Raw genomic sequence first — 14,929 nt, 5'->3', positions numbered from 1 at the left:
TCATGGGGCTAAAGTGGATTTGTGAAAATGCTTGATTTTTTAATGCATATTGAACAATGGTTACCGACTTTACTGGACAACTATGGTCTGTGGATTTATGCCATTTTATTTCTCATTATTTTTGCAGAAACTGGCTCTGTATTTATGTTTTTCTTGCCTGGGGACAGTTTGCTGATTGGCATTGGTGCACTGTGTTCAACTACAGATGTGATCCATTTAAACTACATGGGACTGTTACTTTTTAGTGCTTCGGTATTGGGTTATACCGTCAATTACTATACGGGGCAGGTGCTGGGATTTAAGTTTTTTCATGAACATTCACGTTTTTTAAAACCTGAATATATTGTCAAGACCAATCATTATTTTAGCAAGCATGGTGGAAAAACCATTCTGGTCGCTCGTTTTGTTCCATTTGTCCGTTCATTTGCACCCTTTGCTGCCGGGGCCGGGCATATGAGTATGTTCAGTTTTATGCTTTATAACGTGGTCGGTGGACTGATCTGGATCAGTCTGTTATTGGGGATCGGCTATGGCGCAGGCAATATGCTGGGAATTGCTGTAGATTTATTTTAGGTTTTAAGCATTTAGATGATATTTGGATTTGATTAAATTGAATAAACAATCTAATCAAAATATGAAAATAAAAATAGTCCACCAAAGTAGACTATTTGGACTGGTCTGTTTCAGTGTTTGGTAATGGTGACAGCAGTACTTTCTACCAAAGATCTTAGCGCAGCAGGTATAGAAACAGAAAATTGTCCTTTTTCAGCTTCACGAGAAATATAAATCGAAACTGAATGGAAGTCGGCATGGCTAATCAGTAAGTCTTGAGCAGATACACGCCATTGTTCTCCAGCATTTAATGCAGCAATTTGAGTGGAAATTTGCTTCAAAATATCCATTTTTCTTCCTGTTAATATGATGTTAAGTATTAAAATAGCCTATCTTTAAATGTACTGATTTAAAGATATGACCATTCTGTGACATAAACATGTCATTTATATGACAGTAGAAAAATAGCCAGATCACGAGCCATGAGAAATTAGTGTTTTGGTTTCTCTGTTGATAAATCAGAATCTTTCAAAATATAGTCAATTTCGTCTTGGCTGGCCTGATGTAACTTGGCACGAAATACCGTCACCGCCTGTTCAATCAAGTTTTCAGCTTCTAATTCGAGACGTAAACGCACGCTTTCCAGTTCAGATAGCATGGTAGTGTCAGGAATTGACCGCATGCCTTTAGAAAAATTCAGTGCTGAGCCTTCAGGATTTTTATGATAACGTGCTGTATAAACATGCGTTTCATGCTCTAAATTTTGCCGGATAAAGGCCAAGGTTTGGCTTTGTTCGTCAAACTGTCGAGCTTCATCTAACTGTAAGGCTTGAGCATAGGCAGCCTGTTCCGCACGTTTATTTTCCAGCGACTTTTCTAGTGCAAGCTGCTTGCGAATGCGTGCTTCTTCAATTAATTGTGCCTTGCGCTCTGCGTATGCATGTTCAATTCTCTCAACAGAGTGTTGTTGTGCTTCTCTATCCTTCTCTAACCACTTTTGAATATTGGTTTCTGGTTTTAGCACATTGCAGACACGGTGCAGGTCATCAATAAAGACCTGACGAACAGCTTCAGGCACATCTAACCAGCGCTGTTTAAAATCTTGACCGACATTTAATGCCACCCCGTATCTCCTTATTGCAATTGACCGGCTAAAGCTTGAAGGTTCGTGGTTCAATACCTAAACGGCGATATTGTTTAAATTTTTCACGACCCAGTTGTTTTGCCGATTCGTTATTTTCTATGATTTCTATAATGTGACTAAATTTATCAATCTGTTCAAGTGCTTGATTGTTAAAATTAAACACAACCCAGTCAGATTGCTCTGGCAGTCGAGATGAAATACAAATCGTGGCATGTTCCTGATCAATCCCATGCGGAATAAAGCTGCTGGGATCAAAACTCCACAATTGTTCATCAAGCTGTTGCTGCACGTTTGTGTCGGAACAATACAACCAGATATGTTCCGGTTGTTTCAGAATTTTGCGGCACAAACGGCAAGTGCTCTCCACTTGCCGCTCATTACTTTTTTCAAATAGATAAAAGCTAACTTTAGCCATTCGACTGCGCACGGTTTGCCAGGAATTGAACCAGTAATGGAACAGGGCGGCCAGTTGCACCCTTGGTTGTACCTGAGTTCCATGCTGTTCCGGCAATATCTAAATGTGCCCAGCGATATTCACGGGTAAAGCGTTGCAAGAAACATGCGGCAGTTACAGCGCCGGCTTTAGGCCCGCCAATGTTGGCAATGTCGGCAAATGGAGAATCCAATTGTTCCTGATAGTCTTCGATCACCGGCATGCGCCATACGCGGTCAAAACTCGTTTGACCTGCAGCGGTAATTTCAGCTGCAAGTTCATCATCGGGTGTGAACATACCGGTTAGAACGGAACCTAAAGCCACCACACAGGCACCGGTCAAGGTTGCAATATCAATTACCAGCGCAGGGTTGAAACGTTTGATGTAGGTCAGGGTGTCACATAACACCAAGCGGCCTTCCGCATCGGTATTTAAAATTTCGACTGTTTGACCGCTCATGCTGGTGACGATATCGCCCGGACGGGTGGCATGACCTGACGGCATGTTTTCAGCTGCAGCAATTGTACCCACTACATGAATTGGCAGTTTTGATTCACACAGCGCGCGCATGGTACCGAGTACGGAAGCAGCACCACACATGTCAAATTTCATTTCATCCATACCCGCACCAGGTTTGAGTGAAATACCGCCGGTATCAAAGGTCACGCCTTTACCCACCAGCACGATCGGTGCCTGTTCGGTATTGGCCTGATATTCCATGGTAATGATGCGTCCCGGACGATCTGAACCTTTACTGACTGCCAGAAACGCGCCCATGCCGAGATCAGCCATTTGCTGTTCATCAAGAACGGTTACTTTTAACAGATCAGGATATTCTACCGCCAAGGCTTGCGCCTGTTCCGCCAGATATTCAGGGAAACAGATATTGCCCGGGCGGTTGCCTAAATCACGTGCCAGGCTTTGACCCGATTGCACCGCGTGAATCAAGCTAAGTTGTTGTGCATTTAAACTGCTGTTGTTTGCAATAAGATGAATGTCTTCTAGAACAAATTCATTTTTCTTCGATTTATATTCATCAAAAGCATAGCTGGCTTGAGTTAAAGCCAAAGCAAATAAATAATGCTGTTCGGGTGCTAAAGCAGAAATATCAATGCTGATCTGTTTGAATTTTTTTTGTGACGCTTTGATAATGGTTTGTGCAATTTTTGCTAATTTGGCCGGTTGAATTTCAGCTGCCTTATCAATACCAATAAGCGCACTGTTGCTACATGTCGCCACTTTTCCGATCAGGGGGAGCGATTCAGTTAGACTGGCTTTAAATTGGGCTGCTTCAACTAAAGCATTTAAATCATTGATTTCATAAGCAGTCGCTACCTTTTGAAGCTGCTCAGAATCAACTAATATCAACAAATATGGGCTAGATGCATTCTCTTGGAATGACGTATTAATTGTCAGTTTCATGTTCTGTATTCATGCCTGTGAAAGTTTGCAAACCATTAAACCATTGAAACATTTCTATGAATAGAGTTTCAATGCGCAACAACAGTATAGGTTTTATATTTTCACCATTCGGGTAAACTAGCGCTAGTTTTTATTAGCCTCTTTTTTGGAAGAATTAATTTGATTATTCGGCGTTATCTGGTCAAGCAAGTGGTGTCTACATCCTTGGTTGTGATTGCCTTGCTTACCTTGATCATGATGGGTGGTCGACTGATCAAGTACTTTGGCGTTGCGGCACAAGGTCGTTTAGATGTCAGTATTTTGTTCAGTATTATTGGTTATCGACTGCCGGAATTTTTAACCCTGATTCTTCCCCTGGGCTTTTTTATCGGCTTGATGCTGGTATTTGGCCGTCTGTATGTCGATCACGAAATGGCAGTCCTCAACGGCAGCGGTGTCAGTCGCCATCAACTGGGCCGGTTACTGATTCCGCTGGCTCTGGTATTTCTGGCTGTTCAAACCGTGTTGATGGTATGGATGTCTCCTTGGGGGCTGCGTCAGTTTGAAGAGTTGACCACCAATCAGGCGGTCAGAACCGGTTTCGATTTGGTGCGTCCGAAAGAGTTTATTTCCTCCGGTCCTTACACCATTTATGCCGGAGACCTGTCAGAAGACCGTCGTAATCTTAAAGATGTGTTTTTCTATCAACGCGCAGAAAAACCGGGTAAACCGGATGTCATGATTTTGGCGAAAGAAGCCACGCGTGTAGAAATGGCCAATGAAACGGCCAGTATTGTCGATTTATCTGAAGGCCGCCGTTACGAAATTTTTCCGGGAAAACCAAAATATACCCAAACAGAGTTTCAATCCTATCGTTTACGTTTAGAAAGTGATGCCGAAGCCAAATTTGAAAGTGCAGAAGTTGAAGCATTGCCGATTGGCAAGCTCTGGAACAACCGTACTGACCCTGTTGTGGCGAGTGAACTGGGCTGGCGGATCTTCGTGCCATTTTCAGTGCTTGTAGCTTTAATCCTGGCAGTTGGACTTTCAGAAGTGACTCCTCGTCAAGGACGTTATTTAAAACTATTTCCGGCTTTGCTGATTTTCGCTAGTTTGATTGTGGCACTAATGGCATTGAAAACCCGTGTCAGTAAAGACGAGTTGGGAATTTGGGCATATCCTTTGGTCTTGGTCGTGTATGGTATTGCGGGAGCCTTGTTCTCCCGAAAACAAAAGCTTGCGCCTAAAATCAAGAAACGAATTCAGCAGGCGAGGTCTTAAAAATGTTAGCACGTCGACTAATTGCCAAACATGTGACCAAAACCACGGCATTGGCCATGCTGGGGGCAACAGCAGTGCTCTGTGTTTTACAGGTACTGTTTACCTATTTGGGTGAACTGGGTTCACTGAACGAAGACTATGGTGCCTGGCAGGCATTTCTCTATGTCTTATGGGGTGCACCGCGCTATCTATATGAAATTTTACCGATCTCTGCCTTAATTGGTGCTGTACTCGGTTTAGGCACTTTAGCCTCCAATAGTGAACTGGTGGTGATGCGTTCAATCGGCATTAGCTTATGGCGTATTGTCGGTTGGGTGATTCGCTCCGCATTAATCTTGGTGGTGTTATCCTTTGTGTTAAGTGAATGGGTCATTCCCTATACCAATGAGCAAGCCAAAAGCGTAAAAGATCACCGCAGTGTAAGTTCACTGGGTGAAGTCAGCGGTTATTGGACCCGCGAAGGTCAGCGTTTTATATATATTGATTATGCCAATGCACAAGGGCAACTGAAACATGTCCAAGTGATCGATTTTGATGATGATTACCACTTGAAAGGTGTTTTAAATGCCGAGCAGGGGCAGTTCCTTAAAGACGGTGCCTGGAATCTGAAAAGTGCTGCGCAAATGGATATTTTGCCGCAGGGTAATTCAACTTTGATCAAAACCGATCAGCTGCCTTTGGCCTTAGCCTTGCAACCGAAATATGTGCATATGGTCACCATTGACCCGGAAGATTTATCACCGAGCCAATTGGTGAGCTTTATGAGTTATATGCATGAATACAGCCAAGTCCCGAAAACCTATAAGCTGGCATTTTGGCAAAAAGTCGGTTCGCCATTTGCACTCATTGCTTTGGTACTGATTGCATGTTCGTTTATTTTTGGGCCTTTGCGTCAACAGTCGATGGGTTTCCGTTTGGTCATCGCCTTATTTATTGGCTTGGGATTTTTCTATCTGCAAGATTTCTTGGGCTATGCAAGTCTGGTGTATTCACCTTCACCGGCATGGTTCGTATTTGTACCAATTGTGCTAATGATGCTGGTGGGCGGTTATTTACTGCGACGTGCACGTTAACAGACTTAACAGTGATAAAAACAATGTGCATGATCAGCTTTAGTCATGATCTGCACATAGAGTCTTGACTGAAAATTCGTTAAGATATCCCGATGAAATTGTAAACAAAAGAGTGTTCATTATGACGGATGCAACTGCAGGCAAAATCCCTCACGTATTGGTAATTATGGATGGTGTGGGTCATCGCGAAGCGGTCGAAGACAATGCTTTCTTGGCAGCAAAACGACCGAATTTAACTGCTATGCAACAAAAGCATCCACATGGTTTGATTTCAGGTTCGGGCGAAGATGTCGGTCTGCCTGATGGTCAAATGGGCAACTCTGAAGTGGGTCATATGAACCTAGGTGCAGGTCGTGTGCTGTATCAGGATTTCACCCGCATCACCAAGGATATTCGTACTGGTGCTTTTTTTGAGCATGAAGTTTTGCTTGATGCGGTAGAGAAAGCCAAAGCTGCAAATGGCGTAGTACATATCTTGGGCTTGTTGTCACAAGGGGGCGTGCATGCGCATGAAGACCATATTGTTGCCATGTGTGAATTGGCATTAAAACGTGGGGCAAAAGTGTATCTGCATGCTTTCCTGGATGGTCGTGATACGCCACCGAAAAGCGCGCAACCGTCTTTGGAAAAATTGGATGCAGTTTTTGCCGAATATCCGGGTCAAGGTCGGATTGCGACCATGATTGGACGTTATTTTGCCATGGATCGTGATAATCGTTGGGATCGGGTTGAACAGGCCTATCGTCTATTGACTGAAGGGGAAGCTGCACGTACCGCAGCAACAGCAGTTGACGGTCTGGAACAGGCGTATGCAGCGAATGAGTCGGATGAATTTGTGAAAGCCACCCGTATTGGTGAGCTGGCTAAAATTCAGGATGGCGACAGCGTTGTATTTATGAATTTCCGTGCCGATCGTGCGCGTGAGATTACCAAAGCCTTTGTCGAAAAAGAGTTTGCCGGTTTTGAACGTAAAGTGGTTCCCCACCTGTCTAAATTTGTGATGTTGACGCGTTACCAAGCGACGATTGATGCAGCTGTTGCCTATATGCCGGAAGCGTTGAAAAACTCGATTGGCGAATACTTGTCGAATTTGGGTAAAAAGCAGTTGCGTATTGCGGAAACAGAAAAATATGCCCATGTGACGTTCTTCTTTAGCGGTGGCCGTGAAGATGAATACCCTGGCGAAAAACGTATCCTGATTCCATCGCCAAATATTGCAACTTATGATCTTAAGCCTGAAATGAGTGCTTATGAAGTAACCGATGAACTAGTTGCTGCAATTAACTCGGGTGAATATGACTTATTGGTGGTGAACTTTGCCAATGGTGATATGGTTGGGCATACCGGTGTATTTGATGCGGCGGTACAAGCCGTTGAAGCTGTCGATACCTGCCTCGGTCGGGTATATGAAGCAGTGATGGCAAAAAAAGGTCATATGCTGATTACTGCTGACCATGGTAATGTCGAGCAAATGCAAGACTACAAGAGTGGTCAGGTACATACACAACATACCACAGAACTGGTTCCCTTCATTTATGTGGGACCAACTTCTGCGAGCATTGCTGAAGGCGGTGTACTGGCAGATGTGGCACCAACATTATTGAGCTTAATGCAAATTCCTGTACCGGAAGAAATGCAAGGTCGTAATTTGATTACTTTAAAATCATAAAATTAACACGATAAACAGGTGGAAGGATGGTTTTACAACGCTGGAAGATGGTTGTCGCTTTAACAACGTTATTCATCTGTGTGAGCCATTCTGCACTTGCGGCTGTGAAAAACCAGCCTGTCTTGGATTTTGATGATGAAGTCGAACAAAATTATGCTGAAGTTCCGGTGGAATCGATTCAGCAATTTGTACAAATTTATAGCATTGTCAAAGAAAATTATGTGGATGCGAAAAATGATGATGCTTTGTTTCAGCAAGCCATTCGAGGTTTGGTCAGTGGCCTAGACCGTTATTCTCGTTACCTTAGTCCAGAAGATTATAAACAGCTGATGCAATATACCGAAGGTGATATTGCCTCTGTCGATTTTGAACTGATCTATGATCAGCAGTTACATCAATGGGTGATTCAAGGTTTAAAGGATAAAGCTGATTCTACCAAGCAAGGTTTACGCAATGGCGTAACGGTATTTAAGATTGATGATCAAGAACTGAAGAAACTCAATCCCGATCAGGTCAATAGTCTGCTCAATGGCTCAATTGGTTCGACCTTAACTTTGCAACTGGCACAAAATAGTACGCCTATAATTTTGGTACGCAGTAAAAAAATAGAAACAGATATCCAAGCCAGCGTTTTGCATAATCAGGTTTTAGTGATCAAGGTAAAAGTTTTTCAGCAAGATACTGCCAATGAAATTAAACGCTTAATTGAAGATTATTCTTCTTCACGTCTCAAAGCAGTGTTGCTTGATTTAAGAAATAATCCCGGTGGATTATTGTCTGCTGCAGTTGAAACAGCGGATTTATTTTTAAATCAGGGGGTGATTGTCTCTACCAAAAGCCGTTCTGAAGGCGCTCAACAATTTCAGGCCCTACCGAGTTTTGAGTTTCAAAATTTAAAGCTGGGCATCTTAATCAATAACCGTTCTGCTTCAGCCGCTGAAGTCTTTACTGCCGCAATGCAAGACCATGGCCGCGCCTGGGTCATCGGTGAGAAGAGCTATGGAAAAGGCGTGGTACAAAAGCTATTCCCGCTTTCCAATGGTGCTGCTTTACAGATGACGGTATCGCATTATTACACCCCGAAAGGGCAGATGATTGAAGGTGTCGGAATTCAGCCGAATCAGCAATACCTGCTGCAACATGAGATGAAAGAAGAAAACTATCTTGAACATGTTGCAGAAATTATTCTAAACCGTAAATAAGCATTTATTCCTCATCGGTATCTAGGCCAAATTTCTTTAAGCGGTAACGTAAAGAGCGGAAAGACATGCCGAGTTTTTTGGCTGCCAGCGTTCTGTTCCAATGAGTCAAGTTTAGCGCATTGAGTAAAATATCTTTCTCAATATTCTCCAGATAAAGCTCTAAACCTTCATTCGGTAACTTTTTAGCAGAGACCAAGATGTCACTACGAAAAGCAGGGCTGGCTTCTTGCTGATGATCTAACGGTGCTGCTGTTGGATAACGCAATGGTGCGCTTTGTAAATGTGGTAAATCAATTTTATCTTCATCACTGAGCGTGATAGCACGTTCAATAATATTGCGCAGCTCACGGACATTGCCAGGATAATACTGGCCCAGCAAAAAGTTTTTCGCACGTTCAGTCAGTTGTTTTTGAGGAATGCTCCATTCCTGACTGATTTTTTGAATAAAATGATGCGCCAATAAAATAATATCATCACCCCGTTCACGCAGCGGCGGAAGGACCAGATCCATCACATGAATACGGAAGAATAAATCTTGTCGAAATCTGCCTTGTTGCACCAATGCATCCAAGTCCTGATGACTGGCGCTGATCACGCGAAAATCGACATCAATTTCAGCATCTGAACCGACTGGACGAATCCGTTTTTCCTGCACCGCACGCAGCAGTTTGACCTGCATGGTTAAAGGCAGTTCAGCAATTTCATCTAGAAAAAGACTGCCACCATGTGCAGATTGAATCAGACCTTGTTTGTCTTGCGTTGCACCGGTAAAGCTGCCTTTCTTATGCCCAAACAGTTCACTCTCCATCAATTCAGTGGGAATGGCACCACAGTTAATCGCAATAAAAGGGCCTTCATTACGATTGCTGAGTCGATGCACCAGATTGGCAATGACTTCTTTTCCTGTCCCGGATTCACCGCTAATAAAGACAGGCGCTTGAGAGCGGGCAATTTTATTTAAGGTAATGCGTAATTGCTGAATCGGCAGAGACTGGCCAATCAATAATTTTTGTTCTAGCGTATCTTCTTTGCTTTGGAAATTTTCGACCGGTTTGTTCAACGCTTTTTGTAAGAGTTGCTCCAGATGTTTCTGATTGATGGGTTTACTGACAAAATCAAAAGCGCCGGCTTTTAATGCCGCAATCGCAATTTCCATATTGCCATATGCAGTCAATACCGCTACAGGTAGGGTAGGAAAATGTTGACCAATCCATTCTACCAATTGCAGTCCATTACCATCCGGTAAATTTAAATCCGTTAAACAGGCATCATATTCGTTTTCGGATAAGCATTTTTTGGCCTGTTCAAGACGATATGCGATATGGGTCTTGATGCCCATGCGTGATAAAGACATTTGCATTAAAGTACACAAATCTTCCTCATCATCTACTAATAAAACAAGTGGTTGTCGTTCCAAAATTACACCCCAACACTATTAATTTAAAGCACCATCCAGGCATTCTATTCGAAAGCATGCGCCTTGTTTTTGTTCTACATAGTCCAGTTTTGCTTGGTTCGCCTCACAAAAACTATGTGATAAGTATAATCCTAAACCAGTTCCCGTGATTTCGGTACTAAAAAAAGGTTGAAATAAGTAGGTCAAATCTTGGGATGCCACCCCTGAGCCAAAATCTTGGACTTCAATTCGGACATTGGATCCATGTGAATAAATATTTAATTCAATATGTGAATGCTCAGGTGAATTGTGCCGAATTGCATTACGAATCAGATTAATCAGAACTTGGCGAAATTGTGCTTCATCAAAAGTAATTGAGATTTTATTTTGTATGGTGCATCGAATTTGATTGATGATATCAGATAAATCTTCCTGGATCATTTGTGGGATAAATTGATTCAGATGGATCTGTGCAGGATGTGTTTCCCTATTTCGCACCATATTCAAGGTGTCTTGGATGATACGGTCAATGCGCTGTGCTTGTTTTGCAATCATCTGACTTAATAGGTTTTGTTGGTTTGAATCACTATCAGGCAACAGTTCGTTGGCTTGAACAATAGCTGCTAAAGGATTGCGAATTTCATGGGCGATACTGGCAGACAATTGTCCTAAAGCAGCCAGTTTTAACTGTTGTACCCGTTGATTGATTTTACCCGCATCTTGCAGCATCAACAGGGTGAGGGTCTGATGCGGAACCATGAGTTTTTGCACTTCGATATGCATATGATAGCGGCTCAGCTGTGACTCGAATTGAAATCTTTCTCCATCTTGTAGCTGATCGAACTTAATCAGTTCAAACAGATCAGGTTGTGTTTTGTATAAAGGATATTTGTCATAGGCATAGAGTGGGGGAATGCCTAGCAGCATACACGCCGCAGGATTACTCAGTACGATATGACAGTTTTCATCCAGAACCAGATAACCGAGTTCAATCTGTTCCAGAATATAACGGTTCAGATTTTGCAGCCGATTGAGTTCCAAGGATTGAGAAAAATTTAAATTCTCCAGCAACTGGAAACGTCGTACAGCCACTTGAGCACTGCCATAAACCACAAAAAACAGAAATGCCAATAAGGCACTATTGCCAATATTATTTAATGAAGAGAAATCAAAAAGACTGCCTACAAATAGTTGATAAACAACACTGATAACGGCAATCAGGGTGATAATTAAAGCTTGTTGGGCATTTAAGAGTAAAGACGCGGCAAAAATGGTAATCACAAACAGGAGACTTAAATGCAGATTCGGACCATCCATCGCGAAAGTAAGTAAACTTAAAGCAATGACGTCGACAGCAAATACAAGCTCCAGTTGTTGTGGAACTCTGGAGCGTATTTTTTTTAGGCTCAGTAACTGTATGCAGCTTATCGATACTAAGCAAATCAGGACGTAAAGATAGAGCTGTGGATAGCGATAATCTGTATTTAAATGCTGGTAGGTGAGTAAAAAAATCAGCAGAAGACAGCTGGCAATGATCAGTCTGTAGGCGCCATACCAAATGCCTAAATGATACTGATTAAACTCAAAATTTTGGGTATGCTGCGTCATGCATGTCTTCTAGAAAGCTAAATCAAAAGCATTAAAGTTTAATCAGTCCATAACGAATGGCCAAATGGGTCAGTTTCACGTCACTATCTAAATTTAACTTTTCAAAGATACGATAACGATAAGTATTGACGGTTTTAACACTGACAAAAAGCTTATCGGCAATTTCTTGGGCACTAATACAATTCACTACCATCATCGCGACTTGCATTTCACGTTCAGAGAGGGAATCAAATGGCGATTGCTGGGTATCTGAAAGATATGAACTGGCCAGCTGTTCAGCAATGTCTGCACTGAAATATTTGCCACCTTGCATGACTTTATTGATGGCACGAACCATTTCGGTGACCGGTGCGCCTTTGGTGATATAACCTTTTGCGCCGGCTTTAAGCAATAAGGACGGATAAGGTTCTTCAGCCAAACCACTCACCGCGACAACTTTGGTTTCAGGTGCGCTTTGCAAAAGACGGCGCGTGGTTTCTACTCCACCGATGCCCGGCATATTGACGTCAAGTAAAACCACATTCGGATGATGGTGACGGACCAAGGTAATCGCTTCTTCCCCAGATTCAGCCTGACCAATCACTTGAACATCCGCATGGTCTTCGAGCATTCGGCAAATCCCGGTACGTACTAATTCATGATCATCTACTACTAAAACTGTGATCACCTATTTCTCCCCTCATATAAAAAAAGCAATTTTTTTGTTACATAAAGCAAAATAAGCTTGCAATGAAATGACAAAATTAGCAATCCTATTATTCATCTTTAAATGAAATGTTAAGCATAAAGGTTTATGCGTAAAAAGTGTTCACCTTTGTGTTTAAATGTAAGGCATATTTGAGGTAATACACAAATGTATCTTGCCTCCATGAGTTGAGTAAACCACCGTGAAAAATTCGAACAAGTCTTTAATACATGTGCTAAGTATGTCTATCTTACTTAGTCTGAGTTCTACCAGTTTTGCAGAACTTATCATGGATGCTTCTGGAGGCACAGGTCAAGCTGCTTTAAACTGGTCTTCTGAAGAGGCCAAACAATTACTCAATGGCGATGTTTCGACATTGAGCGAAGAACCAACGCCACTAGGTTCAACTAAAATTACCACTTCAGTGCGTAGTTCTAATGGTGTGATTAGTCATTCTGCACCTAAAACTGTACAAATTTTAGATAATTCAGGTTATAGCAATCAGCCTTCTGTTAACGCACGTGCTGCCTTGGTGATGGATTCACAAACAGGTGAAGTGCTATATAGTAAAAATAGTAACACCGCATTACCGATTGCCTCCATTACTAAGCTGATGACTGCAGTGGTAATTTCAGATGCTCGACTGAACATGTCTGAAAAAATCACTTTGCAATCGATTGATTTCGCAGGAGCGGGCGGTAAAAATTCGAGTTCGACCTTGCGTGCCGGCGATTCAATGAACCGCGCGGAAGCGTTATTGTTTGCATTGATGAAATCGGAAAATCCGGCTGCTGCTGCTTTGGCTCGAACTTATCCAGGGGGACGTGCTGCTTTTGTTTCAGCAATGAATGCAAAAGCAAAATCTTTAGGCATGAATTCGGCTCATTATTATGAATCGACAGGTCTTGACCCACGTAATGTGGCTTCTGCACGTGATTTAGGTATTTTGGTGAGTGCAGCTTCGCAATACAGTTTAATCCGTCAATTCTCAACCACACCAAGCTATGATTTTAATTTGGGCTACCGTGTATTGAAATCAAATAATACCAATGCTCTAGTGCGTAATGGGGGCTGGAATATTAATATTTCCAAAACCGGTTATATCAATGAAGCAGGGCGTTGTGTGGTCATGCATACCACTTTAAAAAATCGTCCAGCTGTGGTAGTGCTTCTTGGAGCAGATTCATCTGCCGCACGTACCAATGATGCCACCCGTTTAATGAACTGGGCGAGCCAACTTCCAAAACGTATTTAATCTTTGCTTTATGTGTAGCGAAAAAAAGCCCCGCAATTGCAGGGCTTTTTTATTTCTAACGATGCTAAAAAGAATTACATATTAGAAAGAATAGATTCTTTAACTTGGTTCATTGTCGCATCGATTGACAGCATCACAGCATCAGAACATTGTTTGATGGCAGTATCAGGGTCTTTCAAGCCATTACCAGTCACGGTACAAACAATCACTGAACCTTCAGCAATTTTTCCGGCTTTAATGTCACGGATGGCACCACCTACAGATGCTGCAGAAGCAGGTTCTACGAACACGCCTTCGTACATTGAAAGTAAACGCTGTGCTTCAAGAATCTCGCTATCAGTTAATTCATCAAACCAACCATTCGAATCACGAACAACCGCTTTGGCATGGTTCCAGCTTTGTGGATTACCAATACGGATCGCAGTCGCAACAGTTTCAGGGTTGGCAATAGGAGCACCACGTAGGAACGGTGCAGCACCCGATGCTTGATAACCCGCCATGATTGGAAGACCAGCAGGTTTAGGACCAGTGAAAGTATCTGTTTCAGCGTCGTAAATCACTTGCTCAAATTCTTCTTTCGGCTGATTGGCAACCGCTTCGGTATACCCCATCCAGTGTGCAGTGATGTTACCCGCATTACCGACTGGCAAGCAGTGATAATCAGGTGCACGACCCAAAGCTTCAACGATTTCGTAAGCAATGGTTTTTTGACCTTGCAAACGATAAGGGTTGATTGAGTTTACGATGGTTACCGGCGCTTGATCAGCCACTTCTTTAACCAAGCGCATGCCGTCATCGAAGTTACCGCGAATTTGCATGGTGATTGCACCGTACATCATTGCTTGTGCCATTTTGCCCATGGCAATTTTGCCTTCCGGGATTAACACGAATGCTTTGATGCCTGCGCGTGCAGCATAAGCCGCAGCAGCAGCAGAGGTATTACCGGTAGAAGCACAAATAATGGCTTTAGAACCTTCTTCAACCGCTTTGGTCACCGCCATGGTCATACCACGGTCTTTAAATGAGCCGGTCGGGTTTAAGCCTTCGTACTTCACATAGATTTCAACGTCTTTACCAATAATGCGTGGAATGTTCTCAAGCTTGATCAGTGGGGTATTACCTTCACCTAAAGAAATAGCACGAGTGGTTGCAGATACGGGTAAACGGTCGCGATAACGGTCAACTAAACCAGTATAACGATTGGCATTAGACATGATGATGTTCCAATT

14 protein-coding genes are annotated in these 14,929 nt (G+C 42.7%); 6 read left to right on the top strand and 8 right to left on the bottom strand.

The window, feature by feature from the left end:
• The first annotated feature begins 27 nt into the window (after positions 1 to 27).
• Positions 28 to 573, top strand: a complete 546-nt coding sequence (locus E0H80_RS04515) for a VTT domain-containing protein (protein ID WP_067866004.1) — start codon at positions 28 to 30, stop codon at positions 571 to 573.
• 110 nt (positions 574 to 683) lie between these two features.
• On the opposite strand, the gene E0H80_RS04510 is transcribed toward E0H80_RS04515, so the two are convergent.
• From E0H80_RS04510 to E0H80_RS04495, 4 genes are all read right to left on the bottom strand, one after another.
• Positions 684 to 902 (bottom strand): hypothetical protein, encoded by a 219-nt coding sequence (locus tag E0H80_RS04510; protein ID WP_131363536.1) that lies wholly within the window; start codon positions 900 to 902, stop codon positions 684 to 686.
• 140 nt (positions 903 to 1,042) lie between these two features.
• Positions 1,043 to 1,675 (bottom strand): hypothetical protein, encoded by a 633-nt coding sequence (locus tag E0H80_RS04505; protein WP_131363534.1) that lies wholly within the window; start codon positions 1,673 to 1,675, stop codon positions 1,043 to 1,045.
• Between the two features lie 28 nt (positions 1,676 to 1,703).
• Complete coding sequence (locus tag E0H80_RS04500) at positions 1,704 to 2,111, bottom strand: DNA polymerase III subunit chi (protein WP_131363532.1); 408 nt, start codon at positions 2,109 to 2,111, stop codon at positions 1,704 to 1,706.
• On the bottom strand, positions 2,104 to 3,552 hold the full coding sequence (locus tag E0H80_RS04495) for a leucyl aminopeptidase (protein ID WP_131363530.1): 1,449 nt from the start codon (positions 3,550 to 3,552) through the stop codon (positions 2,104 to 2,106). The genes E0H80_RS04500 and E0H80_RS04495 overlap by 8 nt, the downstream gene beginning before the upstream one ends.
• 159 nt (positions 3,553 to 3,711) lie before the next feature.
• Here E0H80_RS04495 and lptF point away from each other — a divergent pair, with 159 nt between their 5' ends.
• From lptF to E0H80_RS04475, 4 genes are all read left to right on the top strand, one after another.
• A complete protein-coding gene (lptF, locus tag E0H80_RS04490) occupies positions 3,712 to 4,812 on the top strand; it encodes an LPS export ABC transporter permease LptF (RefSeq protein ID WP_131363528.1) in 1,101 nt (366 codons plus the stop codon).
• A 2-nt stretch (positions 4,813 to 4,814) separates the two neighbouring features.
• Positions 4,815 to 5,885 carry an LPS export ABC transporter permease LptG gene (gene lptG, locus E0H80_RS04485; RefSeq protein ID WP_131363526.1) on the top strand — a complete coding sequence of 357 codons (1,071 nt, stop codon included), beginning with the start codon at positions 4,815 to 4,817 and terminating at the stop codon, positions 5,883 to 5,885.
• Positions 5,886 to 6,006: 121 nt separating this feature from the next.
• The gene (gene gpmI / locus E0H80_RS04480) at positions 6,007 to 7,554 is read left to right on the top strand and encodes a 2,3-bisphosphoglycerate-independent phosphoglycerate mutase (RefSeq protein WP_131363524.1); all 1,548 of its coding nucleotides are present in this window, start codon (positions 6,007 to 6,009) and stop codon (positions 7,552 to 7,554) included.
• A gap of 26 nt (positions 7,555 to 7,580) precedes the next feature.
• On the top strand, positions 7,581 to 8,756 hold the full coding sequence (locus E0H80_RS04475; protein ID WP_131363522.1) for a S41 family peptidase: 1,176 nt from the start codon (positions 7,581 to 7,583) through the stop codon (positions 8,754 to 8,756).
• A 4-nt stretch (positions 8,757 to 8,760) separates the two neighbouring features.
• On the opposite strand, the gene E0H80_RS04470 is transcribed toward E0H80_RS04475, so the two are convergent.
• Genes E0H80_RS04470 through E0H80_RS04460 form a run of 3 tightly spaced genes read right to left on the bottom strand, consistent with a single transcriptional unit; the run spans position 8,761 to position 12,427 of the window.
• Entirely contained in the window at positions 8,761 to 10,176 is a 1,416-nt protein-coding gene (locus E0H80_RS04470) for a sigma-54-dependent transcriptional regulator (protein ID WP_165494279.1), read from the bottom strand.
• A 15-nt stretch (positions 10,177 to 10,191) separates the two neighbouring features.
• Positions 10,192 to 11,760 carry a sensor histidine kinase gene (locus E0H80_RS04465; protein WP_131363518.1) on the bottom strand — a complete coding sequence of 523 codons (1,569 nt, stop codon included), beginning with the start codon at positions 11,758 to 11,760 and terminating at the stop codon, positions 10,192 to 10,194.
• 31 nt (positions 11,761 to 11,791) lie between these two features.
• On the bottom strand, positions 11,792 to 12,427 hold the full coding sequence (locus tag E0H80_RS04460; RefSeq protein ID WP_131363516.1) for a response regulator: 636 nt from the start codon (positions 12,425 to 12,427) through the stop codon (positions 11,792 to 11,794).
• Between the two features lie 220 nt (positions 12,428 to 12,647).
• On the opposite strand from E0H80_RS04460, the gene pbpG reads away from it, so the two are divergent.
• On the top strand, positions 12,648 to 13,700 hold the full coding sequence (gene pbpG, locus E0H80_RS04455) for a D-alanyl-D-alanine endopeptidase PBP7/8 (protein WP_131363513.1): 1,053 nt from the start codon (positions 12,648 to 12,650) through the stop codon (positions 13,698 to 13,700).
• A 74-nt stretch (positions 13,701 to 13,774) separates the two neighbouring features.
• Here the strand turns inward: pbpG and thrC are convergent, their stop codons facing one another.
• On the bottom strand, positions 13,775 to 14,914 hold the full coding sequence (gene thrC, locus E0H80_RS04450; RefSeq protein WP_131363507.1) for a threonine synthase: 1,140 nt from the start codon (positions 14,912 to 14,914) through the stop codon (positions 13,775 to 13,777).
• Positions 14,915 to 14,929: the final 15 nt, after the last annotated feature.

Origin of the sequence: Acinetobacter sp. ANC 4779, from assembly GCF_004331055.1 — a bacterium.
In the GTDB taxonomy this organism is placed as follows: Bacteria; Pseudomonadota; Gammaproteobacteria; order Pseudomonadales; family Moraxellaceae; genus Acinetobacter.
The sequence above is the reverse complement of the archived record's forward strand: the minus strand, read 5'-3'. Positions and strand labels throughout refer to the sequence as shown.